Origin of the sequence: Xenophilus sp. Marseille-Q4582, assembly GCF_916700565.1 — a bacterium.
Classification (GTDB): domain Bacteria; phylum Pseudomonadota; class Gammaproteobacteria; order Burkholderiales; family Burkholderiaceae_C; genus Xenophilus.
Window position 1 is genome coordinate 669,500 of the sequence record NZ_CAKAKO010000004.1, and the last position, 23,652, is coordinate 693,151.

General features: G+C 73.3%; 16 protein-coding genes and 1 pseudogene. 4 read left to right on the forward strand and 13 right to left on the reverse strand.

Annotated elements, in window-relative coordinates; all coding sequences use genetic code 11:
* Positions 1–60: 60 nt before the first annotated feature.
* Positions 61–642, forward strand: coding sequence for a DUF4142 domain-containing protein (locus LG388_RS18475; protein ID WP_225784177.1), 582 nt, complete (start codon positions 61–63; stop codon positions 640–642).
* A gap of 73 nt (positions 643–715) precedes the next feature.
* On the opposite strand, the gene LG388_RS18480 is transcribed toward LG388_RS18475, so the two are convergent.
* The 5 genes from LG388_RS18480 to LG388_RS18500 form a co-directional block, all read right to left on the reverse strand.
* Positions 716–1,528, reverse strand: a complete 813-nt coding sequence (locus LG388_RS18480) for a DUF2243 domain-containing protein (RefSeq protein WP_225784178.1) — start codon at positions 1,526–1,528, stop codon at positions 716–718.
* A gap of 2 nt (positions 1,529–1,530) precedes the next feature.
* The gene (locus LG388_RS18485) at positions 1,531–1,947 is read right to left on the reverse strand and encodes a hypothetical protein (RefSeq protein ID WP_225784179.1); all 417 of its coding nucleotides are present in this window, start codon (positions 1,945–1,947) and stop codon (positions 1,531–1,533) included.
* A gap of 130 nt (positions 1,948–2,077) precedes the next feature.
* Positions 2,078–4,609, reverse strand: coding sequence for a DNA ligase D (gene ligD / locus LG388_RS18490; RefSeq protein WP_225784180.1), 2,532 nt, complete (start codon positions 4,607–4,609; stop codon positions 2,078–2,080).
* A gap of 24 nt (positions 4,610–4,633) precedes the next feature.
* On the reverse strand, positions 4,634–5,698 hold the full coding sequence (locus LG388_RS18495) for a Ku protein (RefSeq protein WP_225784181.1): 1,065 nt from the start codon (positions 5,696–5,698) through the stop codon (positions 4,634–4,636).
* A 15-nt stretch (positions 5,699–5,713) separates the two neighbouring features.
* Positions 5,714–5,893, reverse strand: coding sequence for a DUF3606 domain-containing protein (locus LG388_RS18500; protein WP_225784182.1), 180 nt, complete (start codon positions 5,891–5,893; stop codon positions 5,714–5,716).
* A gap of 461 nt (positions 5,894–6,354) precedes the next feature.
* On the opposite strand from LG388_RS18500, the gene LG388_RS18505 reads away from it, so the two are divergent.
* Positions 6,355–6,558, forward strand: a complete 204-nt coding sequence (locus LG388_RS18505) for a hypothetical protein (RefSeq protein ID WP_225784183.1) — start codon at positions 6,355–6,357, stop codon at positions 6,556–6,558.
* Between the two features lie 25 nt (positions 6,559–6,583).
* On the opposite strand, the gene LG388_RS18510 is transcribed toward LG388_RS18505, so the two are convergent.
* On the reverse strand, positions 6,584–8,851 hold the full coding sequence (locus LG388_RS18510; protein ID WP_225784184.1) for an ATP-dependent DNA helicase: 2,268 nt from the start codon (positions 8,849–8,851) through the stop codon (positions 6,584–6,586).
* A 105-nt stretch (positions 8,852–8,956) separates the two neighbouring features.
* Positions 8,957–9,995, reverse strand: a pseudogene (locus LG388_RS18515) (IS1595 family transposase).
* 193 nt (positions 9,996–10,188) lie between these two features.
* Between LG388_RS18515 and LG388_RS18520 the strand changes: the two are divergent.
* The gene (locus LG388_RS18520) at positions 10,189–10,686 is read left to right on the forward strand and encodes a hemerythrin domain-containing protein (protein ID WP_225784185.1); all 498 of its coding nucleotides are present in this window, start codon (positions 10,189–10,191) and stop codon (positions 10,684–10,686) included.
* Positions 10,687–10,737: 51 nt separating this feature from the next.
* Here the strand turns inward: LG388_RS18520 and LG388_RS18525 are convergent, their stop codons facing one another.
* From LG388_RS18525 to LG388_RS18535, 3 genes are all read right to left on the reverse strand, one after another.
* Positions 10,738–11,418 (reverse strand): N-acetyltransferase, encoded by a 681-nt coding sequence (locus LG388_RS18525; RefSeq protein ID WP_225784186.1) that lies wholly within the window; start codon positions 11,416–11,418, stop codon positions 10,738–10,740.
* A 1-nt stretch (position 11,419) separates the two neighbouring features.
* On the reverse strand, positions 11,420–12,340 hold the full coding sequence (locus tag LG388_RS18530; RefSeq protein WP_225784187.1) for a hypothetical protein: 921 nt from the start codon (positions 12,338–12,340) through the stop codon (positions 11,420–11,422).
* Between the two features lie 560 nt (positions 12,341–12,900).
* Complete coding sequence (locus LG388_RS18535; protein ID WP_225784188.1) at positions 12,901–13,203, reverse strand: hypothetical protein; 303 nt, start codon at positions 13,201–13,203, stop codon at positions 12,901–12,903.
* 300 nt (positions 13,204–13,503) lie between these two features.
* On the opposite strand from LG388_RS18535, the gene LG388_RS18540 reads away from it, so the two are divergent.
* The gene (locus LG388_RS18540) at positions 13,504–14,709 is read left to right on the forward strand and encodes an amylo-alpha-1,6-glucosidase (RefSeq protein WP_225784189.1); all 1,206 of its coding nucleotides are present in this window, start codon (positions 13,504–13,506) and stop codon (positions 14,707–14,709) included.
* An 844-nt stretch (positions 14,710–15,553) separates the two neighbouring features.
* Here the strand turns inward: LG388_RS18540 and LG388_RS18545 are convergent.
* The 3 genes from LG388_RS18545 to treZ all read right to left on the reverse strand — a co-directional run bounded on the left by LG388_RS18545 (position 15,554) and on the right by treZ (position 23,388).
* Positions 15,554–16,267 carry a hypothetical protein gene (locus LG388_RS18545; protein WP_225784190.1) on the reverse strand — a complete coding sequence of 238 codons (714 nt, stop codon included), beginning with the start codon at positions 16,265–16,267 and terminating at the stop codon, positions 15,554–15,556.
* 124 nt (positions 16,268–16,391) lie between these two features.
* Complete coding sequence (treY, locus tag LG388_RS18550) at positions 16,392–21,494, reverse strand: malto-oligosyltrehalose synthase (RefSeq protein WP_225784191.1); 5,103 nt, start codon at positions 21,492–21,494, stop codon at positions 16,392–16,394.
* On the reverse strand, positions 21,487–23,388 hold the full coding sequence (gene treZ, locus LG388_RS18555) for a malto-oligosyltrehalose trehalohydrolase (RefSeq protein ID WP_225784192.1): 1,902 nt from the start codon (positions 23,386–23,388) through the stop codon (positions 21,487–21,489). Before treZ ends, treY begins: the two co-directional genes overlap by 8 nt.
* Positions 23,389–23,652: the final 264 nt, after the last annotated feature.

Consider the following 23,652-nt stretch of genomic DNA (forward strand, 5'->3'; position numbering starts at 1 on the left):
GCACACGCCGCCGGCGCGGCGGGGTGCGCCGCCTCCTCCTTCATTCGCCCGGAGCGTTTGATGACCCGTCTTCCGATCCCCCGACCCGCGCTGCTGGCCCGCCGGCCTTTGCTGCAGCTGATGCTGGCCGGCGCCCTGCCCATGCCCTGGGCCCGGAGCGCCGAGCCCGAGCGCGGCGAGGGCAACCCGGCCTATTCCTCGCGCGACCCGCGTCTGAGCGACAGCGACCGCGTGTTCATGCGCAGCGTCTCGGGGCTGCTGATCCGCATGCGCCAGGCCGGCGAAATGGGGCGCGAGCAGGCGCGGCAGGCCAAACTGCGCCACTTTTCGCAGAAGCTCAGCCGCCAGTCCGATGCGCTGTTCACGGGCCTGCGCCGTCTGTCGGAGCAGACCCGCACGCCCGTGCCGCTGGACATGTCGGACCAGGCGGCCCAGCAGCTGCGTGCGCTGGAGCCCCGGCGCAAGGAGGCCTTCGACGCCCCGTTCATGGCGCTGCTTGCCGACTGGATGGCCGAGGAGCTGAACGTGCTGGGCGACGCCACCGAGCGCTCGGAGAACGAGCGCGTGCTGCAATGGGCGCGCGACGCCCTGCGCACGCGCCTGGCGCTGAGCCGCGAGCTGGAACGGCTGCGCAAGGCCTGAAGAAGAAGCGCGCCGTCAGCCAGGTCGCCAGGTCAGCCGGGTCCGCCCGGCGCGGCGCCTGCAGCCTCAGGGCTCAAGCCGCGCCGCCGCGCGTCCATGACGCGCAGCCCAGCGACAGGCCCGAAGGGCCCACCCAGAGCGCGCCAGCGCGGTAGAGCGAGGCGGCGCGCGCCTCGGGCGGCAGGGCCACGGCCCACACGCCGCCTGCGGCATCGCTGCCGATCACGCGCGCATCGGCTTGCGCCAGGGCCTGGAAGGCCTGCGCCGCGCTGACGCCGGGCGCGAACACCACCAGCGTCTGGCCGGCGTCCGCCGGTGGCAGCGCGGCCCAGCCGCCGGCCCCGAGGGCCGCCAGGCCCAGCACCGCCGAGGCGGCCCGCGCGCGACGACCGCCATCGTCATCGCCGTCGCCGCGGCCGGCGCTGTCCGCCGTCCGCAGCCAGTGCCAGCCGGCGAGCAGCGGCACCAGGCCGAACACCGCGAACCAGAGCAGGTCCCACACCAGCGGCTCGGCCGCATCCATCTTCACGCGATGGATGCCCAGCAGCCAGTGCGAGAGCACCGCGTCCAGCAGGTGCCAGGTGCCGAAACCCAGGGCGGCGGCGCCCGCCACGCGGCGCGCACTGCCGGCCGCGGCCATCGCGCCGCGCGCGCGCCACAGAAGCACCAGCGCCGCGGCGGCGACCGCGTACATCAGCGCATGGAACAGGCCATCGGCCAGGATCTGCAGGCGCAGGTCCCGCACGCCTTCCACGGCCGACAGCAGGTGGTGCCACTGCAGGATCTGGTGCAGCAGGATGCCGTCGAAGAAGCCGCCCAGCGCCAAGCCCAGCAGGCCTGCGGCCCAGGCCAGCCGCCGCGGCGCGCCCCTGTCCGCCGTTGCCATGCTCAGGGCCGCTGCGCTGGGGCGGGGCTCTGGGATTTCGCGGGCTCGGTAGCCCGGCCCGTGGCGCCGGTCTCGCCGCCGTCGCCGCGCCCGCCCTGCGGATGGCGGCCGCTCAGCCCGCCCGCGGTGCCCGAGCCCGGCGTGCGCGTGTGGCCGCTGCGCGCGGCCGGGTTGTCGGGGTTGGTGGCCGCGCCGCCGGGCTGCGGCACGGCGCGCTGCTGGTCGTTGGGGGCATCTTTCGCCGTGGGCGAGCGCGTCGCGGGCGGCTTGGCGGCCTGGCCGCGCACGTCGGGGCGGGCGCTGCCGGCTTCGTTGCCCGTGGGCTGTGCGAAGGCGGCGCAGGCGGCCAGGGCGAGGCAGGCGGCCAGGGCCCGGCGGCCGATCGGCGCGCGGGGCGGCCTGGGGAGGGTGGAAGTCATGGCGTCTCCGGCTAAAGAGGGCAGCGTTGCGCGCCGCGCCCGGGCCGCATGTAGGAAGAGCCGCCGTGCGGCCGCCATCGCCGCCGCCGGTGCCACTGCCGCGGCCCGCCCGGGCGCGACAGGCCCGCACTCAGGCGCCGCTGCCCCGGGCCGGGCCCCCGTAGCCCAGGCGCTTCATGGCCGTGCCGAGGGAGACCGCCGCCTTGTCGTAGCCTTCCCAGGGCGCGTTGCCCTGGCGCAATCGCTGGTCCACGCTCTGCACCGTCCAGTGCGCGCCGCTGCGCAGCTCGCCCAGTTCCTTCCAGGCCACGGGCACCGAGATGCCCATGCCCGGCCGCGCGCGGGCCGACCAGGCGCTCACGGTGGTGGCGCCCCAGCCGTTGCGCAGGTAGTCGACGAAGATCTTGCCGATGCGGTTCTTGGGGCCGCTCTTGGCCACGAAACGCTGCGGGATGGTGCGGGCCAGGTGCTGCACCACGGCCTGCGAGAAGCCCTTGACCGTGTCCCAGTCGTGCAGGCGCTTGATGGGCACCACCACGTGCAGGCCCTTGCCGCCGCTGGTCTTGAGGAAGGCCGGCAGCCCCAGCTCCTGCAGCATCACCTGCACCAGGTGCGCGGCTTCCTGCACCTGCTCCCACGCCACGCCTTCGCCCGGGTCCAGGTCGAAGGTCATGCGGTCGGGGCGGTGGATGCGGTCCTTGCGTGCGTTCCAGGTGTGCAGCTCCACCATGTTCATCTGCGCCGCGGCCAGCAGGCCTTCAGGCTGGGCCACTTCCAGCAGCGGCGGGTGGCCGGCATAGAGGGCCGGGTCCAGCTGCAGCACGCCGTCCATGGCGCCCGTGTCCAGGTGCTTCTGGAAGAACAGCTCGCCCTTCACGCCCTCGGGCGCGCGCACCAGGGCCACGGGCCGCGCCTTCAGGTGCGGCATCAGCAGCGGCGCGACCTTGGCGTAGTAGCGCACCAGGTCGATCTTGGTCAGGCCCGTGGAGGGGTCGATCACGCGCCGCGCGTTGGACACGCGCAGCGTGCTGGGCAGTTCGGCGGCGCCTTCGTCGGTGGCGGCATCGGTGGGCGCGGCGGTGTTCAGGTGCACGGGTTTTTCCTGGACGATGGCGCGCGCCGGCTTGTCGTCGCGCAGGCCATGGAAGACGGAATGGCGGATGCGGTTCTCCTTCGTCCATTCGGCAAAGGAGACTTCGGCCAGCAGGCGCGGCTCCACCCAGTGCGCCTTGCGGCCGATGCTGCGCGGGTGGGCGAAGGGGCTGCGGTCCGTGGCCAGCGCGTCGAGCTTGCCGCGCAGCTCGGCCAGCGTGCGCTGGTTGAAGCCCGTGCCCACGTTGCCCGCGTACTGCAGGCTGCCGTCGGGCGCATGCACGCCCAGCAGCAGCGAGCCGATGCCCGTGCGCGAGCCCTGCGGGTCGGTGAAGCCGCCGATCACGAACTCCTGCCGGTGGCTGCACTTGAGCTTGATCCAGTCCGCATTGCGGCGCGAGGCATAGGGCGCCGACTTGCGCTTGCCGATCACGCCCTCGAAGCCCAGTTTGCAGGCCGAGGCCACCAGGTCGCCCGGGCGCGCCTCGAAGGCTTCACTGAAGCGCACCCGGTCGGTGGGCGAGCCGGCCACCACCGCGCGCAGCAGCTCGCGCCGCTCGACCACGGGCAGCGCGCGCAGGTCGCGCCCGTCGGCATAGGGCATGTCGAAGAAGTAATAGACCAGGTCCTTCGTGCTCGCGCCGTCGAAGGCGTTCTGCAGGGCCTGGAAATCGGGCGTGCCCTGCGCATCCAGCATCAGCACCTCGCCGTCCAGCCAGCCCGAGCGCAGCGGCAGCTGCGCCACGGCCTCGGCGAGCACAGGCATGCGCGCGGTCCAGTCGTTGCCGTTGCGCGTGAAGAGCTGCACGCGGCCGTCGTCGACGCGCGCGAGCAGCCGGTAGCCGTCGAACTTCAGCTCCCAGAGCCATTCCGACACGTCGCGCGGCGGGCCGTCGACCAGCGTGGCCAGCTGGGGCGAGAAGGCGGCGGGCAGGGGCGCCTTGCCGGCCTGGCGCTGATGGCGCGCGGCTTCCTGCACCGAAGCGCGCGCCTGGCGCGGGCGCGACGGCGCGGCGACCGGCGGCAGCTGCGCCACGCTGTCGGGCATCTCGTCGACCACGCTGAAATCGGCCGCCGGGCGCTCCAGACCGTCTTGCTCCTTGATCAGCAGCCAGGGCGGCTGCTTCTCGTCGCCGCGGCCGTGCATGCGCACCAGCGTCCAGTGGCCCCGCAGCTTGTGGCCGTGCAGTTCGAACTTGAGCTTGCCCTGGCGCCAGCCCTCGGCCGCATCGCCCACGGGCACCCACCAGCCGCGGTCCCAGATGATGACCTTGCCCGCGCCGTACTGGCCGGGCGGGATCTGGCCCTCGAAGCGGTTATAGGAGATCGGGTGGTCTTCCACCTGCACGGCCATGCGCTTGTCCGCGGGGTCGAAGCTCGGGCCCTTGGGCACGGCCCAGCTCTTCATCGTGCCGTCGATCTCCAGCCGCAGGTCGTAGTGCAGGCGGCTGGCCCAGTGCTTCTGGATCACGTACTGCAGCGCGCCCTGGCCCGGCTCGCCGCCTTCTGCGGGCTCGGGCGTGAGCGCGAAGTTGCGCTTCTTCCTGTAGAGGGCGAGCGAATCGGGCATCGGCGCGGCCGTGGAGGCGTCCGATCAGGCGGCGCGGCGCGCGCTGCCGCCGGGGCTCTTGCGCGCCGGCGGCCGCTTGGCGGCGGCCTTCGCCGGCGCGCCTGTTTTCCTGGCCGCGGCCCGGCTCTTCTTGGCCGCGCCTTTCTTCGCAGGGGCGGCCCGGCTTGCGGCACGCTTTGCCGAGGGCAGGGCCGTGACGGAGGCGGACTTCTTCCGGGCCGACGCGGACGGCGCCTCGTCCGGCTCGGCCGTCTTCCTGCCTCCCTGCAGGCTGCGCTTGAGCAGCGCGCTCAGGTCCAGCACCTCGGCGCCCGCGGGCGCGCTGCTTTCGCGCTCCACCTTCACCACGTCCTCGATGTCGCCGGCCTCGGCCTTGGCTTCGATGAGCTTGTGGATCTCGTCGGCGAAGGAGTTGCGGAACTGGTCGGCATCCCAGCGCTGCGTCATGTCCTCGATCAGCTGCAGCGCCATGTTCAGCTCGCCTTCCTTGATGCCCGCGGCCTTCGCGTCCATGGGCGGCAGGTTGAGCTGTTCGAAGGAGCGGATCTCGCCGCCCCAGCGCAGCAGGTTCAGCACCAGCGCGCGGCCGCAGGGAATGAGCACGGCCAGGTGCTGCTTGGTCTGGATCACGACCTTCGCCACGCCCACCTTGTGGCTCCTGCGCAGCGCCTCGCGCAGCAGCGCATACACCTTCTCGCCGCGCTTGAGCGGGGCCGTGTAGTAGGGCCGCTCCAGGTAAACGAACGGAATCTCGTCGGCGTCGAGGAAGGCCTCGATCTCGATGGTCTGGGTGGTCTTGGGAAAGGCCGCGGCAATCTCCTCGGGCGAGAGCACCACGTAGCGCCCGTCCTCGTACTCGACGCCCTTCACGATGTCCGACGCCGCGATCTCCTTGCCCGTGACCTTGTTGACGCGCTTGTAGCCCACGGGCTCCATGGAGCGCTTGTCCAGCCAGTCGAAATCGATGCCCGAGCTGGCCGTGGCCGAGTAGAGGCCGACGGGGATGTGGACCAGCCCGAAGCTGATCGCCCCCTTCCACATCGTGCGAGTGGAGGTGGGCGCCTTGCCGCTGTCTTCCTGCGCTGCCATCACCGCCTCGGGGCCTCAGCGGCGCTGCCGCAGGTGTTCGCGCACCTTCTCGGCGGAATTGCCCACGTCGGCCACTGCGCGGCGCAGCTCTTCCTCGCTCACCCCCAGGCTGCGGGTCCAGTCGCGCACTTCATAGGGCTCGTTCAGGTCGATCAGCTTGCGGTCGTGGCCGGTCTTGTCCTTGTCGTCGCTCATGCGGTCTCTCCTGGGGCTGCACCTCGGTGAGCCGCCAATGTGCACCGCGCCGGCGCGCCGCGCTGTAGGACTGAAGGCGGCCGCTGCGCCGGTGCGCGGCACCGCGGCGCGGCCCGCGCCCCGGGGGCCGTTCCTCAGAGCCTGTTCAGTGTCTCCAAGGCGGCTGCCCGAAGCGTTGGGGCGAAATCGGGCCCGCTCAGCGCCGCGTCGCTTGCATGGGCACAAGCCCATGCGGCGCGCCGCAGCACTGATCGCCTCCCGATTGCGCCCCAACGCGACCCCTTGGAGACACTGAACAGGCTCTGAGGAGGCCGGCGAGCCCGGGGCCGCCGGGGCCTGTGCGGCGCACCGACAGCCATTGCCAAGGCCCGCTGACACGGGCGCTGCGGGCCGGGCGCCAGCGTGGCAGGCCTGCGGCGCGCCCTGTGGCCGCTGCGTGGCCTTTTCCAGGAGCGATCCGCATGAGCAACACCCCCCGCCCGTCTTCCCAGCCCGTCCGGCAGCCCAATCCCTACGGCAACCAGACCGAGGCGCCGCTGCCGCCGAGCACCCAGGTCGACGAGGCCCGTTCGCCGGCCGGTTACCGCGGCGACGGCGCGCGCCGCCACCGCGAGCAGACCGAGCAGGTCTCGGGCGTGCCGGGCGGGCCGGCCCGCGGGCGCTGAAAGGTCCGCGGCGGGCGCGCGGCGCTCAGCCCCCGCGCCGGCCCCCGCCTTCGCCGTCGAGGGCCCACCAGGGCGGCAGCAGCGCGCGCACCTCGGGCGTGGCGAAGCGGTCGTCGAGCAGGTGCACGGTGCCGCGGTCCTGCTCGGTGCGCACCACGCGGCCGGCGGCCTGCACCACCTTGCGCAGGCCGGGGTAGAGATAGGTGTAGGCATAGCCCCGGCCCGCACCGAAGAGCGCGTCCATGCGCTCGCGCACCACCTCGTTCGCCTCGTCATGCTGCGGCAGGCCCAGGCTGGCGATGAAGGCGCCGATCAGCCGTGGGCCCGGCAGGTCGATCCCTTCGGCGAACACGCCGCCCAGCACCGCGAAGGCGATGCCGCGTCCGTCGGCCCGGAAGCGGCTGACGAAAGCCAGGCGCTCGGCCTCCGTCATGCCGGCCGACTGCGCCCACACGGGCACTTGCGGGTGCTGCGCGCGGAAGGCGCGCAGCACCATGTCCAGGTAGTCGAAGCTGCTGAAGAAGGCGAGGTAGTTGCCGGGTGCGCGTGCGTACTGCGCGGCCATGCAGGCCGTCACGCGCGCGAGCGACTGCGCACGGTCGCGCAGCCGCGTGGAGACATCGCGCGCGATGCGCACGTCCAGTTGCTCGGCGCGGAAGGGTGATTCCACGTCCAGTTCCACCGTGTCCTCGGGCAGGCCGAGCAGGTCGCGGTAGTAGCCAAAGGGCGCGATCGTGCCCGAGAAGCACACGGCGCTCATCGCGGCCTCGAAGCGCGGGCGCAGGAAGGGCGCGGGCACCAGGTTGCGGATCGCCAGCGCGAGCGGCCGGCCCGAAGGGCCGCGCGTGCTTTCGAACACCGAGTGCGGCCCGAAGGTGTCGGCCAGCCGCGCCAGCGCCAGCAGTTCGAAGAACAGCGCCTGCAGCGGCCCGCCGGGGTCGTCGGGCCGCTGCGCCAGGTGCTCGGACAGGACGGCCGTGCCGTCCTTGAGGGCACGGACCAGGGCGTCGGGCAGCCCGGACGCGGCCGCATGGCCGCCGGGCTGCGCCTGCGCGCTGCGCTGCCATGCGTGCAGCAGCCGCTGGAGCACGGCCTGCACGGCGGGCGGCGCATGGCCCAGCGCGGCCTGTACCGCCTCGTGCGCGAGCGAGGCCGAATACATGGCCCGGCCGCGCTCGACCAGGTTGTGGGCCTCGTCCACCAGCACGGCCACTTGCCACTCCTCTTCGCGCGCCAGCGCATGGAGCAGGGCGCTGCCATCGAAATAGTGGTTGTAGTCGGCCACCACCACGTCGCTCCAGCGCACCATCTCCTGGGCCAGGAAGTAAGGGCACAGGCCATGCGCGCGCGCCAGGCCGCGCAATGCCTCCCGGTCCAGCCAGCGCAACGCGGCTGCGGCCTGGCGCGCCTGCGGCAGCCGGTCGTAGAAGCCGCGCGCCAGCGGGCAGCTGTCGCCATGGCAGGCCGCGTCGGGGTGTTCGCAGGCGGTGCTGCGCGCGGTCAGCTCCAGCACGCGCAGCGGGCCGGGCGGGCGCAGTTGGCGCAGCGCGTCGAGCGCGATGCGCCGCCCCGGCGTCTTGGCCGTGAGGAAGAAGACCTTGTCGGTGCCGTGGGCCGCGAGACCGCGCAGCAGCGGGTAGGTGGTGGCCAGCGTCTTGCCGATGCCGGTGGGCGCCTGCGCGATCAGGCAGCGCCGCGCCGCGGCCGCGCGGTAAACGTCGCGCGAGAGCTTGCGCTGGCCGGCGCGGAACTGCGCATGCGGAAAGCGCAGCTGGGCCAGCTGCGTGTCGCGTTCGGCGCGGCGCGCGGCCTCCTGCCGCGCCCAGGCCGCGAAGGCGCGGCACAGGGCCTGGAAGGCCTGCTGCAGTCCGGCCCGCGTGTGCCGCTCCTCCAGCACGGTTTCCTCGCCGCTTTCCAGGTCGAGGTAGACCAGCGCGACCGTGATCGCGGCCAGGCCGTCGCGCTCGCACAGCAGTGCGCCATAGGTGCGCGCCTGGGCCCAGTGCAGGGCGCGGTGGTTGGCCTTGATGCGCGCGAAGTCGCCACGGAAGGTCTTGATCTCTTCCACCCGCGCGCGCCCGGCGTCGTAGCCGTCGGCCCGGCCCCGCACGTGCAGGCCTTCGAAGACGGTGTGCAGCGACACCTCGCTCGCGTACGCCGGGCCGCGGCGCGCCTGCACGAGGGCGTGGCCGGCCACTCCCTCGTGGGCGCTGGGTGCGGGCGCGAAGCGCAGGTCCAGGTCGCCGGCCTTGGCCGCGAAGGCACACAGGGACTTGACGGAGACGTGGAACATGGAAGAGGGTTGGCGCGGGCGCCCGATGCGGCCGGGCTGTATGTGCATATGGGGTATCCAATTAGCTCCAATTCGAGCCAACTGCTGGATGTTCATACAGCCATCCTACTCCGAGTTGGCAACCACGGGTTGCCGACTGACGACATCGTTGTAAGTGAGCGGATCGGTGATGACGGCTTGCTGCAGCAGCCGGTAGAACAGCAGACCACGAGAGCCGGAGGTCCGCCGGTTGAAGCGGAAGACGAACTCGTCCAGGTAGGCGTCGAGATGGCCCGGCTGGACAGCGCCATGGTGGGTTCCGAGGATCCATCGCTTGACCAGCGATGCCACGCGATGGACGCCGACCATGGAGACGTGAGCGGGAACGTCGGAGCCCAGCATGACGGTGCGCTGGTGGGTGTAGCCGCGCTGCGTCAACGAACGGTAAGCCGCCGAGCCGTCGGTCCTCACCACGGAGCCTGGTTCGATGTTCGCCTCGACGAATGGCACGACGCAGACGTCCGCGTCGCTGTCGACGCGCTGCAGCCGGATGCGGCCGAACCCCTTGGGCTCATGCACCTCCACGGCTATGGCGATGAGCACCTTGCTGGTGTTGTTCTTGCGCTTGGCCTTGGAGATGGGCGCTTCACGGTCGGTGATCGCCAGGTAGGTTTCGTCGACCTCGACCAATCCGCCCAGCCGCTCCCGATCCAGGCGGACCATCGCCTTGCGGAACCGATGCAGCATCGTCCACGCTGTCTGATAGCCACCCAGCCCCAGCACCCGCTGTAGGCCAAGCGCGCTGACCCCCAGCTTCTGGTTGGTCACGTACCAGGCGCCAGCCAGCCACACCCGCAGTGGCGTGCGCGTCTTGTCGAAGATCGTGCCTGCGGTGACCGTACTCTGATGGCCACAGTCTTTGCACAGCAGCCGACCGCGACTGACGCGTGAAGGCGAGGATGCGACTGCGCAACGCGGGCAGACGAACCCCTGCGGCCAACGCAACGCCTCCAGGTAGGTGAGGCAGGCCTCCTCAGTCGGAAAGCGGGCGAGAAATTCGCTCCACGTGCGCGGATAGGGGTTGACTCCGCCGGAGTCGATTGCTGTATATTTATCCAGCACTTTTTGGGCATCCTGGAGCTAACAGGATACCCCATATGTGCATACAGTCTAAGGCAGGCGGCTCGCTGCCGCAGGGGCGCGGGCGGGGTGGCCGGCCGGTGCGCGGGGCGGTCCTGTCCGTCGACTGCGGTGCGGCCCTCCGAGAGCGCGCCGCGCGCCGTTCCTACACCGGCCGCGCGGTGCTCCGGCCAAGCTGCGGGCTTCACATTCCCTGCCCTCGTTGATCGGAGATCACCATGCCAGCCACGACCCGTCGAAGCCAGCCCGATGCCTGCACCCTGCTGGAGGCGGACCACCGCAAGGTCAAGAAGATGTTCAAGGACTACGAGGAGCTCGCGCAGTCCAAGGCGCGGGGCGCCGCCCAGAAGAAGCGCGAGCTGGCGCAGGAGATCTGCCTGGAGCTCACGGTGCACACGCAGATCGAGGAGGAGATCTTCTACCCGGCCGTGCGCGAGGCCATCAAGGACACCGACCTGCTGGACGAAGCCGAGGTCGAGCACGCGAGCGCCAAGGACCTGATCGCGCAGATCCAGGATGCGCAGGAGGTGGACGACATGTTCGACGCCAAGGTCACGGTGCTCGGCGAGTACGTGGACCATCACGTGAAGGAAGAGCGCAACGAGCTCTTTCCCAAGGCGCGCGCTGCCCGCAAGCTGGACCTGGTCGCCATGCGCGAGCAGCTCGAAGCGCGCAAGGAGGAACTGATGGCCGAGATGTCGGGCGTCGCGGCTTGAGGCCTGAAGGGCGCGCGGCCGGGTGCAGCCGTCGATGTAGGGCCGGCGCCTTCACCGCCGCGCCGGCACGCCGAACAGCATCAGCCGCGTGTCCAGCCCTTCGCGCAGGGCCGGCGCGGCCTGCGGGCCCAGCAGGCGCAGTTCCTTGCGCACCAGTTGCACATAGCTGAGGTGGTAATGGCGCCCGAGTGCGTGCCACAGCGCATGGGCGCCCGGTGATTGCCGCGCCCCGCTGACCAGGCTGAAGCCGGCGTCCAGCGCCCAGCGGTAGACCGTGCTGGCGACGCCGCGGCCCTGGTAGGCGGGCGCGATGCGCGTGTGCGGCGAGCGCACGTGCGGGTCCAGGCTGCGGTGGATTTCGATCAGGCGGTTGAACACCACGTGGCCGACCAGGCGCCGGGCGACCGGGCATTCGATGTACACATGGTGCTCGCCGTCGGCCTCGCGATGCCAGGCGCGCAGGCCGCCCAAAGGCAGCCCAAGGCAGGTGCAGTGCGCCCGCACGCGCGCCTCGAAGCGCTGCTGCAAGGCGTCCAGTTCGGCCTCGACCGATGGCGGCGGGGCGCCGACGTCGATGCGCAGCTCGGTGAGATGCGGGTGCGCGCGCGCGGCCAGGGCGCGCAGCGCGGCGGCCAGGCGCATCACGGGCAACGCCGGGGCGCTGCGCTGCGCACGGGCGCGCGCACGGCGGCCTCCGGTCGCGCCGGCGGCGTGAAAGACGGTGGCGGCCATGTCAGCGCGGCGTGCCCAGCAGACCGTCGCATCGCGCCTGGTGCAGGGCGAAGCGCGCCTCCTTGGCCGTCGGCAGGCCCCCGGGCACCAGCAGCAGGTCGCCGGTGGCCGCCGCGACGAGGGCGCGCCCCAGGCCGGGCGAGAGCCAGTCCCGCCAGTCCCACCCGCGCGGGGCGCGCCGTTGGCCCAGCACCAGCAGCTGCGCCTGGTGGCGCCGCTGGGCGTGCTGCACGGCCGCCGGCGAGGGCGCGGGCAGCACCTGGCCCTGCTCCGGCCGCAGACCCGCGGCCGCCAATTCGTCCCGCAGGCGGTGCAGGGCCGCCTGCTGAGCCAGCTGTTTCAGTGCCTGGAGGGCCGGCGCCGGCTGGTCCGTGGCCTGCAGAAGGCGTCCGGGCCGCCGGTCCATCAGGCGCAGGGCCTGGAGGCCTTCCGGCCGGCACAGCCAGCGCGCGGCACCCAGCAGCGGCCGCAGGGCTGCCACGCCCGGCTCGTGCACCACCAGCGCGCTGCGGTGCACATGCGGGGGCGGCATGCGCGCCAGCAGCACCGGCACGCCCTGGGCCCGCGCCCACCGCACGGCAGCCGACCGCGGGCCGGCGCCCGTGACCAGCAGGTCCGCCCGCCGCACACAGGCCTGCAAGGTGGCGCGGCCTTCCTCGCCCACGCCCACGACGACGGCAGGGACCAGGCCCAGGGCCTCGCGGATGCCGCCGGCCAGGTGCAGCAGATCGGCCCGCGCCCGCGCAGGCGGTGCCGTGGCACCGAAGCGCGAGGCCGGGCGCGCGTCCTCGGGCTCGACGAGGCAGAACAGGGCCAGTTCGGCCGCATGGGCCCGCGCCAGATGCGCGGCGCGCCAGACCGCGGGCAGGCCCGCGTCCAGGCAGGAAAAATCGACGACGGCCAGCACGTGCCGCAACTGCATGGGAGATCTCCGGAAGGCGCCCGCGGGCGGGCGCAGGACGAGCGCGTCCCCCGCATGAGGCGCGAGGGACTTCCTGGGACAGGAGGCCCGGAGATCAGCAGCAGGAAGGAAAGGGGGAGAACTTCAAGGTGCCGACCGCCGGGCCCGGAGATGGCCGGCCGTGCGGCGCGGGCAGCCCAGCCGCAAGGCGGGGCCCACGCAACCCGCCAGGGCGGCGAGCGGACACGAGGAAGTCAGCGAAGACATGGCGTGCAAGTCTAGGCCGCCACGCGCCGAAAAGCCATGAAGCCCCCAAGGGCTCTGCCAGATTGGAAAGTGCGCGAGCAGCCTCGGGCGCATGGGGGCAGCAGCGGCTCAACGTGGGGCGAACCGGTTTTTGGGGCTTGGCGTTGCGCAGAGTGGCAAGGCGGATTCCGACGACGAAGCACGTCTCGGAATCGCTGAAGAGATTCACCGCTCCAACCGCTCCAACCGCTCAAGCAGGCGGCCCCCACGCGCGCCCATCGGCCTGGCCATGCGCTGCGCAAGGCCCGGGCCGCAGGCGGATCGGCGCGCAACGGTCAGAGCGCGACGCGATGCGGCGCTGCCGGCGGGGTGCGCGGCGGCGCGAAGCCGTCGCTGTCGTTGACTGCGGCGCGCTGCACGAGCGGACGCGGGCGGCGCGCCGGTGGCGGGCCGGGGTGGGAAATGAGCGCGAGCCGGTTGTTGGCCGCGCGGCGCAGCGCCACCACGGCGGCGATGGCGCCCGGCGCAGGCGCCAGCCGGCCGCCCTGCGTGCTCTGGTGCAGGCGGTGCACGGCCTCGTAGGCGCTGCGTTCGGCCTCGATCCAGGCTGCGAAGTTCGGGTCTCTGACGTCGTCCATGGCCGGTCCTCGGATGCAATCGCGCGGACGACATGAAGGAAGGAAGAGAGGGCGTCGGCCGGCAATATGCACACTAGAAACACTTGCTTTCACAGCGTGTAGGAGGGCATGACCCCGCCCGGTCGGACGCGCGGCGCCGCGCAGGGGCGTGTTCCCGTCCCGAATGATCCGGCGCCACCGCAGGGCGGTGGGCTTTCGTGTCGGCGCCTATCATGGGTCGGCATTGCACGCGCTGCCGGGGCTGGATGTCGGCCATGACAGGCCGGCGGTGCATGCCCTTCTCGGCCCCGACCCGCCCCGATGACAGACCGACAGCCTGCACCCGCTCCTGCGCCCGCCCGCCTTTCCCTGGTCGATGCCTGCGCCGATGCGTCCCTCCATCTGCTCGAACGCAACCTGAGCCGCCACGGCATCCTCGCGGCCTCGCCCACCGAAGCCGCGGCCGCGCGGCGCTATACGCGCATCTTCGGGCGCGACGCGGCCATCTGCGTGATGGCCATGTGCGGCAGCGGCAGCGCGGCGCTGGAGGCGGGGGCGGTGGCCAGCCTCGACGCGCTGGCGGCGCAGCAGGCGGACAACGGCCAGATTCCCAAGTACGTGGACCCGCACGGGCAGGACGCCGATTTCTGGTACCTGGGCTGCATCGACGCCACGCTGTGGTGGCTGATCGCGGTCGATCACGTGCGCGCGAGCGGGCGGGTCGAAGCCGGCCGCTGGGGTGCGCAGGTGGCGCTGGCACTGCAGTGGCTGCACGCGCAGGAGCACCAGCATTTCCGGCTGCTGCAGCAGAACGAGGCCAGCGACTGGGCCGACATCATGCCGCGCTCGGGCTTCGTGCTCTACACCAACGCGCTGTGGTTCGAGGTCAAGCGCCGCTTCGGACTGCCGCATGCCGAGGCCACGCGGCACCATTTCAATCACCTGTTCAACCCTTTCCAGCGCGACCTGCCCGAGTACCACCGCGGCCGCTTGCTGCGCCACTATGCGCGCCGCGGCCGCCGCGACCCGGGCATGTACCTGAGCTTCGTGAACCTGTCGTTCGTGGGGGACGAGGGCGACGTGTTCGGCAATTTGCTGGCGCTGCTGTTCGGCCTGGCCGACGAGGCGATGGCCCACCGCATCGTGCACACCGTCGAGCGCGCCCAGGCGGCCGAGCCCTGGCCCGTGCGCGTCGCGCTGCATCCGTTGTCGCCGGGGCATCCGCTGTGGCGGGCCTACATGGGCCGCCATCAGCAGAACCTGGCGCACCAGTACCACAACGGCGGTCTCTGGCCTTTCGTGGGCGGCTACTGGGTGATGGCCCTGGCGCGCCTGGGCCGCGTGCAGGCCGCGCGCGCGGCGCTGGAGCAGCTGGCCGCCGCCAACGCGCAGGCCGATTGGCGCTTCACCGAATGGTTCCACGGCCGCACGCTGGCGCCCATGGGCATGGCGGGGCAGAGCTGGAATGCGGCCACCTTTCTGCTGGCGCGGGAAGCGGTCGCGCAGGCGGCAGGCGAAGAGGGCTGATCCAGCCTCACGAGGGTGGGCCAAGGAGGGCGGCGCCCAACCCGTGGTCGCCTCACGCGCGGGCGGCGCGCGGGGGTGCCGTATTGCGCATGACGATCCCGGGCTGGGCGGCGTGAGGGTGGCGCCCCGCGCATGACGATCCCGGGACGGGCGGCGCGAGGGGTGGCGCCCCGCGCATGGCGGCCCCGGGCGGGCGGCGCGGGCTCCTACAGGGACGGTCGGCGCTGCGCGCCGACTTCGCTGCGATGCGCGCGCGGCCGGCGGCATCGCGAACTCACTTCGCGCCGCTGCGCGGCGCTGCGTTCAGACAGGCGCGATGAGTCAGATCACGAAGCCCGCGCGACTTCGCGCGGCCCGCCGCCCGCGCTGTGCTTCTCGCCGCCCCTGAAGTCGCCCGCGCCGCCCGCCCGGGGCCGCCATGCGTTTTGCACGTCGGTGGCTCACGAGCCGGCCCAGGCACGCTCTTGCCTCACTGGTCGTAGCGCGACGCAGGCCAAGGCCCTTGGGCCGGGGGAGGGGCGCGCCTGTGAAGCGCCGAGGAGCACAGCGAAGCCGGCCGCGCGCCTGCCGAAGGACAGGCGCGCTTCGTGAACTGACTGGCGGCAGCTGTTCGAGCGAAGCGGTGCGAAGCAGCGCGCAGCGAGTTCTGCCGCGGGCCGGCTTCGCGCGCACCGCAGGGCAGTCGGCGTGCAGCGTCGACCGCTTCGCTTGAAGCGCCCCGGCCCCGGCCCAGGGGCCTTGGCCGGGCCACAAGCTGCAACCCAGAAGCCTCAAGCCCTGGCCTGCTTCCCGCCGAGGCCTCTCGCAGCGGCCGGCTTCGCAACCCGGGTGCGACGGCCGGCGCTCAGCCCTGTGTATCCAGCCAGCGTGCCACCGTGTCCCGGAAGTCGTCCCCCGGCTCCGCCGTCGTCACGCCCGCTGGCGCGCGGCCCAGCGTCGCCAGGTTGCGGTCGCGTGCGCGCGAGAAGGCGTGGAAGTAATCCACGTGCAGGCTGTGGTGCGCGAGGTCTTCGCCCGGGCTGTCCACGATCCACACCTGGCCCAGGTACTGGCCGGCGGCACACAGCGCGAGGTTGTCGTTGGGCGCCAGGCGGAACGGGCTGGGCGAACGCGCGAGGCGGTCGTCCAGCTGCGCCTTGGGCAGGTCCCAGCCAGCGTCGGGGTAGACGCGCGGCGAGCGCAGCAGCATGCGGTCGATGGCGCGGCGCTGGCTCAGCAGCGTGGCGAGATAGGCGCCGTAGCCCGAGGCGATCACCCAGACCGGGGGCTCCACCGGTGCGTGCAGGGCGCAGGCCCGCGCGCGCAGGCGGTCGTATTCGTCGGCCAGCGCGCGCAGGTGTTCGCGGCGCGTGCGCTCGTCGCCCGAATGCCCCCGGCAGACGCTGACGGTGCCGCAGCCGTGCGCGGTTGCGAGATCGGCAATGGCGTCGATGTCGTCGGCCTGCGGCGCGTCGCGGTCGCCGACCAGCAGCAGGCAGGGCGCGAGCGCCGCCGTCGCCTGCGCCAGCGGGTAGATGGACCAGGAAGCGGCAGGTGCGGCGGCGGCAAGGGCAGGCATGGTCGTCTCGTGTGCGGTGCGGAGTGACTGCTTATGGCGCGCCGTATCTGACACGCGTGTCGGACGAGGCGCCGCGAGGGCGCCGGTGTCCGGCGGCGTGCGCCCACCGCGCGGTGGTGCGCCTTTACACGGCCTCCAGCACCGCGCACGGCAGCGCCGCGAGCAGCGTGCGCACCGGCAGCCGCTCGCCGGCCGCATGCGTGCGGCCGGTCAGCACGTCGCGCCAGCGCTGCCCCTGGCTCACCTCCAGGGCCGGCAGGCGCACGCTGGCTTCCCGCCAGGGCGAGGCGTCCCAGGGGCCGGCCGGGGCGGCGGCCGACCAGGGATCGCCCGCCGCGCCGCTCTGGCGCGCGAAGAAGCGGCCGCCGAGCACCAGCACGCGGCCCGCCTCGCTGCGGCGCTGGAAGGCGATGCAGGCGTCCGCGGCCGGGCCGTCCACCGCCCAGGGTTCGTGCCCGCCGTCGCGGAACACGGGCCAGGCGCGCGCGCGCAAGTCCAGCAGCCGGGACGTGATCCACAGCTTGGCATCGTCCAGCGCGGCGGCGCCCAGCACCGCGCCTTCGGCCGTGAAGGGCGCCTCGCTGTCCAGCGCCTGCAGGCGCGCCGCGCGCGCGGCATAGTCCACCGGGCGTCGGTTGTCGGGGTCCACCAGGCTGAAGTCGAAGACCTCGTTGCCCTGGTACAGGTCGGGCACGCCCACGCTGGTGTACTTGAGCATCACCAGCACCAGGCTGTTGAGCCCGCCGTACCAGCGCACGGTGCGCGCGAGCGCCTCGAAGTCGGTCCAGAAGGCGGCATTGCCCTGCCGGTCCAGCACGCCGCGCACGAAATGCTCGAGCGCCTCTTCGTAGGCGGCCTGCGGCTGCAGCCAGCTGGTGTGCACCTTGGCCTCGCGCGCGGCCTTGCGCGCATAGGCGGCGATGCGGTCGGCGTAGGTGGCCGCGTCTTGCGCGGGCTGCCACGAACCGACGAGCGTCTGGTACAGCAGGAATTCGTCGGCGCGCGCGGGCGCGACGCCGAAGCGCTCGGCCGCCCCGGACCGCAGCCCGGCATGGAAGGCGCGCCAGCGGCGCAGCGCCAGGCGCCAGGCAGCCGGCATCTCCGACAGCACGTCGATGCGCGTGCGCACGTCCTCCGACCGCTTGTTGTCGTGCGTGGAGGTGGCCAGCATCGTGTGCGGCCAGTGCCGCGCGCGTTCCTGGCTCGCGGTGTGGAACTGCGCGAGCGTCAGGCCGAACTGCGCCGGCTCGCCGCCCACCTCGTTCAGGGCGACCAGCGGGAAGTAGCGGTAGAAGGCCGCATCCTCCACGCCCTTGGCCGCCACCGGCGCGGTGAACTGCTGGAAGCGGGCCGCGAAGCGCTCGGCCAGCGCGCGCACCTCGCGCGCCTGGGCCGGGTCGGCCGGCAGCGGCGTGCGGCACAGCATCGCGTCCTGCAGGAAGTCGAACACCGTGGTGTCCGCCAGCTCGCTGCGCGCGCGGGCCGCGTTCACGGCTTCGGTGACGAAGCGCTCGTCCTGCGGCGTGAAGCCGGCGCCGGTCACGTAGCTGCGGTACACGCTCATGTGCGCCGCCACGTCGGCCAGCGCGCGGCGCAGGTTGCCCAGCGTGTAGTCGCGCGTGGCGCGGTCGGCGCGCGCCAGCCGCAGCAGCAGGGCGCCGAGCACCTGCAGGTCCGAGGCCAGTGCGTTGTGGGCCACCGCGCGCTTGCTGCGCAGCACCGTCTCCTCGTAGGGCTCGCGCAGGCCCGTGAAGGTCTGCCAGGCCCGGCCGAAGGCGGCCTCGGCCGTGGTGTCGATCAGCACGCCGTTGGCCACGTTGGCGAAGCGGTAGCCCGTGGTGCCATGCACGCACCAGCTCAGCGGCACTTCCTCGTGGCCGGCGGCGATTTTCTCGGCCACCACGTACAGCGGCCGCTCGGGCCGGCCGTCCGCCGCCGGGCCCGGCGGCGGCAGGCCCACGCGGCGCGCATAGCCGGCCTGCAGGCGGGCGAAGTAGGTGGCGGGGTCGCGCAGGCCGTCGGGGTGGTCGATGCGCAGCCCTTCCACCCAGCCGCGCGCGGCCAGGTCCAGCGCCAGGCCCTGCGTGGCTTCGAACACCTCGGGTTCTTCCACGCGCAAGGCGGCCAGCTCGTTGATGTCGAAGAAGCGGCGGTAGTTGATCTCGTCCGAGGCCACGCACCAGAAGGCCAGGCGGTAATGCTGGCGCTCCAGCAGGCCGTGCAGCGCGTCGCGCGCGCGCGGCCGGTTCCAGGCGCGCAGGGCCTCGTCCAGCGCTTGGTGCCCCGCCGGGGCGGCGGCCAGCGCGGCCAGGCGCGCGAAGGCCGCCTGCTTCTCGCGCTGGCGCGCGCCCGCCTCCGCGCGGCCGGGCAGGTGCGCCAGCGCGTGGCCGATGCCGTCCAGCTCGGCCTGCACGGCGGCGTCGTCGGTCAGGCCCGCGGCCCAGCGCAGCACCTCAGCATAGCTGTCCGGCGCCAGCGGGAAGCGGTGGGCGTGGTAGTGCACGGCCAGCCGGCCGCCGCCGGGCTCCAGCGCCAGCACCAGCTGGCCGTCGTCGAGCACGCGGCCGTAGGCCTCGCCCAGCACCGGGATCAGCACCTTGCCCGTGAGGGCCGGGTCCAGCGCCTCCCAGTCGATGTCGAAGTAATGCGCGAAGGCCGATTCGGCGCCGTTTTCCAGCACGTCCATCCACCACGGGTTGTCCGCGCCCAGCACGCCCATGTGGTTGGGCACCAGGTCCAGCAACTGCCCGAGGCCGTGCTGGCGCAGCGCCTCGGAGAAGCGCGCGAAGCCGTCGAAGCCGCCCAGCTCCGGGTTGATCTCGCCATGGGCCACCACGTCATAGCCGTGCATGCTGCCGGGCCGCGCGCGCTGGATGGGCGAGCAGTACACGTGGCTGATGCCCAGCCGGGCGAGGTAGGGCAGGATCCCGGCCGCGTCGTCGAAGGTGAAGCCCTTGTGGAACTGCAACCGGTAGGTCGCGCGCGGGATGACCGCGGTGGCGCCGGCGCTGCCGCGGCGTGGCGCGGGCCGCTCGCGCAGCACCGCCTCGGCGATGGCGCGCACGCGCGCGTCGGCCTGCCATCCCGCGCCGTCGGCGGCGGCCAGCGGCAGGCGGCGGCGCCAGTTGGGGTGGCCGTCCACGGTGCCGGGCAGGTTGGCCTGCTCGGCCACGTCCAGCAGGTCCTCGGCCTGCACCATCATCAGCCGCGCGGGCGAGCGCGCCAGCCAGGCATGCACGGCGGCCACGGCGGCCGCATCCAGGTGCGGGCTGGCCAGGGCCTGCGCGACCACGTCGCGCGCCAGCAGTCCGGCGTCCTGCAGCGCGAAGAGCAGCTGCACGCGTTCTTCGGCGCGCCCCGCGAGCTGGCGGCGCGCGAGCGCCTCGTTGGGGAACAGGTCCAGCCGCACGCGTTCGGCCAGGTCGGTGCCGCGCCACCAGCCCTGCAGGGTGGCCAGGTCGTGCGTGCTCACGGCCACCAGCGCGTCCTGCGGGTAGCGGGCCGTGTCCCTGAAGGTGCCGCCCTCGCGCTCGAAGTACAGCAGGCGGTACGACAGCAGGCCGTGGCGCTGCAGCAGCGCGCGCGTGGCGTCGGCCACGGTGCCCAGGTCCTCGCCGATCACCATGCAGTGGTGGCGCTGGCTTTCCAGCGCCACGATGGCCAGCATCTCCTCGGCGTCGCAATGCAGGTAGGCGCCGTCGGCCGGGCTGCCGCCGGGCGGAATGCAGAACAGGCGCACCAGCCCCATCACGTGGTCGATGCGCAGGGCGCCCGCGCCGCGCATGTTGGCGCGCAGCGTGTCGATGAACAGGCGGTAGCCCGTCTCGCGCAGGCGCGCCGGGCGCAGCGGCGGCAGGCCCCAGTCCTGGCCCAGCGGGTTGAATTCGTCGGGCGGCGCGCCCACGCTCACCTGCGTGGCGAGCACGTCGCCCGCGCTCCAGGCGTCGGCCCCGTAGCGGTCCACCGACACCGCCTGGTCCAGGTACAGGCCGATGGCCATGCCTTCGGCGCGGCAGCGCTGGGCGGCGGCCTGCAATTGCGCATCGGCCAGCCACTGCAGCCACTGGTGGAACTCGACCTGCACCTCCTGCGCGCGGGCGAAGGCGGCGGTCCCGGGGCTGTCGGGCGCGCGCAGCGCCTCGGGCCAGCAGGGCCAGCCCCAGGCCAGCGCGTCCAGGCCGCGGTGATGGGCCTGCAGGGCGTCGAAGAGGGCCTGGCGCTGCAGCGCCTCGCCGCGCAGGCGCACGAAGGCCTCGAACTCCGCGCGTTCCTCGGCGTCGGCACCGGCACCGTCCTCGGCCGCGCGTTGCCGCCATTGCGCGTGCACCAGCCGCAGCACTTCCAGCTTGGCCTGCGCCACGCCGGCCAGGTCCACCAGCGGCGCGGCGCGCAGCGCGGCCAGGCGGGCCTGGAAGGCCGGCGTGCCGACGCGGCGGCGCGCGGCCTCGCAGCGCCGGTAGGCCGGCACGGCTTCCACGTCGATGTACAGCGGGTTCAGGTGCTGGCGCGAGGACGGGCTGTAGGGGCTGCACTTGGACGCATCCTCGGCGAACAGCGCATGCAGCGGGTTCAGGCCGATGGCCTGCGCCCCCAGGCGCGCGGCGGTGCCGGCCAGCTCGGCGAGGTCAGTGAAGTCGCCGATGCCCCATTGCCTGTCGGAGCGCAGTGCATACAGCTGCGCGGCCACGCCCCACTGGCGCGCCACGCCCCCATCGGGCGGCAGACCGGCATCCTCGGGCAACCAGCAGCGCGCCGGCGCGGCGATGACCAGGGTCTCGCCGGCCTGGCCGGCCAGGCGCAGGCGGTGGTAGCCCAGCGGCAGGGGGCTGTCCACCTGCGCATCCACATACGCCGGCATACCGGCCTCGCCCGGCTCGCGTAACTGCAGCACCGCCCGGCCGGCATGTTGCGTGCCTTGCTCGTCCACCAGCGTCCAGTCCAGCGCGGCCGGCAGCGGCTGCGCCAGGCGCAGCGGCACGGTCCACGGCCCCGCGTCGGCCGCCACGCGCACCACGGGCGGCAAGGCGCGGCGTGCCTGCGCCTCGTCGAAGGCGCGCACCTCGGCCGCCCAGGCGGCTTCGTCCCCCGGCGCGTGCGCCCCCATGCCGAACTGCGCCAGCAAGGCGGCCAGGTGCGCGGGCTTCACCTCGATGCGCCGTCCCCAGACATCGTCATACGCCGTGGCGAGGCCCATGCGCGCGCAGGCGCGGTGAAGGGCCTCATGCATCGCGGCCTTCCTCCTGCAGGGCCACGCACAGGCCGCCGGGGGCCAGCAGCAGCGCGCTGCGCTCCTGCCCGGGGTGCTGCGGCTGCACGCCGTGGCGGTGGATCACGCGCCCCGGCGGGCGCGCCGCACGCGCGTCCTCGAGGCCGAGGTTGATCACCATCTGCAGCAGGGCGGCGCGCGGGCCGCCGCCGCGGCCCCTCCGGCCCGGGCCCGCTTTGCCGGCGTCCAGCGTCCATTGCAGGTACAGCAGCGTCCCTTCCACGTGCCACCGGCCGCTGCCGGGGCGCGAGGGCAGGTGCGGCACGATCTCGCGCTGGCGCAGCGCCAGCGCCTGGCGCACCTCGTACAGCGCCTGGGCATGGCTGGCGCGGTCGCGCTCCTCGCGGTCCAGCCGCGAGGCTTCGAAGGTGGCCGCGTCATTGGGATCGGGAATGCGCGCCCGCGCGGCCTCGTCCTTGAAGGCCGCGAAATGGCCGAACTCCGCGCGCCGGCCGCCGGACACGGCCTGCGCCAGGTCGGGCCCGAAGTCGCAGAAGAACTGGAAGGGCGTGACAGAAGCCCATTCCTCGCCCATGAACAGCAGGGGCGCATGGGGCGACAGCAGCAGCGCCAGCCGCAGCCCGCGCACCCGCGCCGGGTCGGCCAGGGCGTCGATGCGGTCGCCGAAGGCGCGGTTGCCGATCTGGTCGTGCGTCTGCAGGTAGCTCACGAAGGCGCCGCAGGGCAGGTGGTCGGTGGGCTCGCCCCGCGCCTCGCCCTCGCGGAAGGGCGAGGGCTGGCCCCGGTAGACGTAGCCTCCCGCGAAGGCGCGGCCCAGGCCCGCCAGCGGCTGCTGCGCATAGTCGAGGTAGTAGCCGTCCTGTTCGCCCGTGAGGCTCACATGCGCCGCATGGTGCAGGTCGTCGTTCCACTGCGCGGTGGCCAGGCGCGGGCGCCGCTGCGCGTCGCGCTCGAGCAGGCGGGCCTGGTTGAGGTCATTCTCCAGCACCACGTGCACCTGGCGCGCGCGGCCCGGGCCGCGCTGCAGCGCCTCGCAGATCTCGGCCACGATGTGGCGCGCGGAATCGTCGCGGATCGCATGCACCGCATCGAGCCGCAGGCCGTCGAAATGGAATTCCTCCACCCAGTACAGCGCGTTGTGCACGAAGAAGGCGCGCACGTCGGCCGCCCCCTCGCCGTCGAAGTTGATGGCCGCGCCCCAGGGCGTCTGGTGCGCCGGGTTGAAGAAGGCCGGGCAGTAGGCATGCAGGTAGTTGCCTTCGGGGCCGAAGTGGTTGTAGACCACGTCCAGCAGCACCATGAGCCCCAGCTCGTGCGCCGCGTTCACCAGCGCCTTGAGCGACTCCGGCGTGCCGTAGGAGGCTTCGGGCGCGAAAGGCAGCACGCCGTCGTAGCCCCAGCCGCGCGCGCCGGGGAATTCCGCCACCGGCATCAGTTCCACGGCCGTGATGCCGAGTTCCACCAGTTCCGGCAGGCGCAGGCGTGCGGCGTCGAAACTGCCTTCGGACGTGAAGGTGCCCACGTGCAGTTCGTAGACCACGGCTTCCTCCCAGGGCCGGCCGCGCCAGCGCTGGTCGGTCCAGACGAAGGCGTCGGGGTCCGTGACCTCGCTCGGGCCGTGCACGTCATGCGGATTGCGGCGCGAGGCCGGGTCGGGCACCGTCAGCCCATCGGGCAGGGCGAAGCGGTACAGGTCGCCGGGGCCGGCCCCGGGCACCTCGGCGATGTACCGGCCGGGGGCCTCGGCCTGCATGGGCAGCCGCGTCCAGTCGGCGGTGTCCGGGTGGCGCCATTCCAGATGGACCGGGTCGGCGGCCGGGGCCCACAGCCGGAAGCGGGTGCCGCCGGTGGGCAGCGGGGTGGTGCCGAAGGGCATGTCGTGCGAAGGGCTCATGGTCGAGGGCGGGGCAAGCGGCATGCCCGGGTGCGGGGCTGGGCTGGAATGCGCGGGCGGACACCTCCGTCCACGCGCGCCTCAGATGGGCGGCGGCGGATCGCCGACGCGGCGGGGGATCAGCGGCTCGTCGGGCTCGCGCCGGTCGGCGGGGCCGGCCTCCGGGGCCTGCGGGGCGCCGGCCGGCGCGGCATGCGGGTAGGTCTGCGTGTCGGGCGGGGGCTCGCTGCCGGCGCTGGCCGCAGGGCCGGCCATCGCGCCCGG

Excerpts from the sequence above, each read along its gene's own strand:
- LG388_RS18475 (WP_225784177.1), top strand. The coding sequence starts at position 61 with ATGACCCGTCTTCCGATCCCCCGACCCGCGCTGCTGGCCCGCCGGCCT.
- LG388_RS18480 (WP_225784178.1), bottom strand. The coding sequence starts at position 1,528 with ATGGCAACGGCGGACAGGGGCGCGCCGCGGCGGCTGGCCTGGGCCGCA.
- LG388_RS18485 (WP_225784179.1), bottom strand. The coding sequence starts at position 1,947 with ATGACTTCCACCCTCCCCAGGCCGCCCCGCGCGCCGATCGGCCGCCGG.
- ligD (WP_225784180.1), bottom strand. The coding sequence starts at position 4,609 with ATGCCCGATTCGCTCGCCCTCTACAGGAAGAAGCGCAACTTCGCGCTC.
- LG388_RS18495 (WP_225784181.1), bottom strand. The coding sequence starts at position 5,698 with ATGGCAGCGCAGGAAGACAGCGGCAAGGCGCCCACCTCCACTCGCACG.
- LG388_RS18500 (WP_225784182.1), bottom strand. The coding sequence starts at position 5,893 with ATGAGCGACGACAAGGACAAGACCGGCCACGACCGCAAGCTGATCGAC.
- LG388_RS18505 (WP_225784183.1), top strand. The coding sequence starts at position 6,355 with ATGAGCAACACCCCCCGCCCGTCTTCCCAGCCCGTCCGGCAGCCCAAT.
- LG388_RS18510 (WP_225784184.1), bottom strand. The coding sequence starts at position 8,851 with ATGTTCCACGTCTCCGTCAAGTCCCTGTGTGCCTTCGCGGCCAAGGCC.
- LG388_RS18520 (WP_225784185.1), top strand. The coding sequence starts at position 10,189 with ATGCCAGCCACGACCCGTCGAAGCCAGCCCGATGCCTGCACCCTGCTG.
- LG388_RS18525 (WP_225784186.1), bottom strand. The coding sequence starts at position 11,418 with ATGGCCGCCACCGTCTTTCACGCCGCCGGCGCGACCGGAGGCCGCCGT.
- LG388_RS18530 (WP_225784187.1), bottom strand. The coding sequence starts at position 12,340 with ATGCAGTTGCGGCACGTGCTGGCCGTCGTCGATTTTTCCTGCCTGGAC.
- LG388_RS18535 (WP_225784188.1), bottom strand. The coding sequence starts at position 13,203 with ATGGACGACGTCAGAGACCCGAACTTCGCAGCCTGGATCGAGGCCGAA.
- LG388_RS18540 (WP_225784189.1), top strand. The coding sequence starts at position 13,504 with ATGACAGACCGACAGCCTGCACCCGCTCCTGCGCCCGCCCGCCTTTCC.
- LG388_RS18545 (WP_225784190.1), bottom strand. The coding sequence starts at position 16,267 with ATGCCTGCCCTTGCCGCCGCCGCACCTGCCGCTTCCTGGTCCATCTAC.
- treY (WP_225784191.1), bottom strand. The coding sequence starts at position 21,494 with ATGCATGAGGCCCTTCACCGCGCCTGCGCGCGCATGGGCCTCGCCACG.
- treZ (WP_225784192.1), bottom strand. The coding sequence starts at position 23,388 with ATGAGCCCTTCGCACGACATGCCCTTCGGCACCACCCCGCTGCCCACC.